The 423-nt window shown below is 59.3% G+C and carries 1 pseudogene; it reads right to left on the bottom strand.

Going from position 1 to position 423, the window contains the following annotated elements:
• Positions 1-389, bottom strand: a pseudogene (locus tag EKE94_RS18495) (IS5 family transposase); the annotation flags it as partial.
• Positions 390-423 lie beyond the last annotated feature (34 nt).

The raw sequence follows: 423 nt of genomic DNA, 5'->3' as shown, positions 1-423 counted from the left end.
GGCATGCAGCTTGGTGTTCATGCCGCCTTTGGTGCGGCCAATCAGTCGGCCACGCCCCCTTTTTTCACGCCCAGGCTGGACGCGGTGCGATGTGCCTTGAGGTAGGTTGCGTCGATCATCACGGTCTTCTTCTCACCGTGTTCGGCGGCCAGCCCGGCCATCATCTGTGCGAAGATGCCCTTATCACTCCACCGCTTCCAGCGGTTGTAGAGTGTCTTGTGGGGACCATACTCTTTGGGCGCATCCCGCCAGCGTAACCCATTGCGGTTGATAAAGATAATCCCGCTCAACACGCGGCGATCATCGACGCGAGGCTTGCCGTGGGACTTCGGGAAGTAGGGCGCGAGGCGCGCCATCTGCACATCGCTCAGCCAAAAGAGATCAGACATGTCACCGCTCAGTTTTGGCGCGGTGAATCATCTC

The sequence above is a fragment of the Mesobaculum littorinae genome, from assembly GCF_004011175.1.
In the GTDB taxonomy this organism is placed as follows: Bacteria; Pseudomonadota; Alphaproteobacteria; order Rhodobacterales; family Rhodobacteraceae; genus Tranquillimonas; species Tranquillimonas littorinae.
This window is presented reverse-complemented; position numbering and strand designations above follow the sequence as displayed.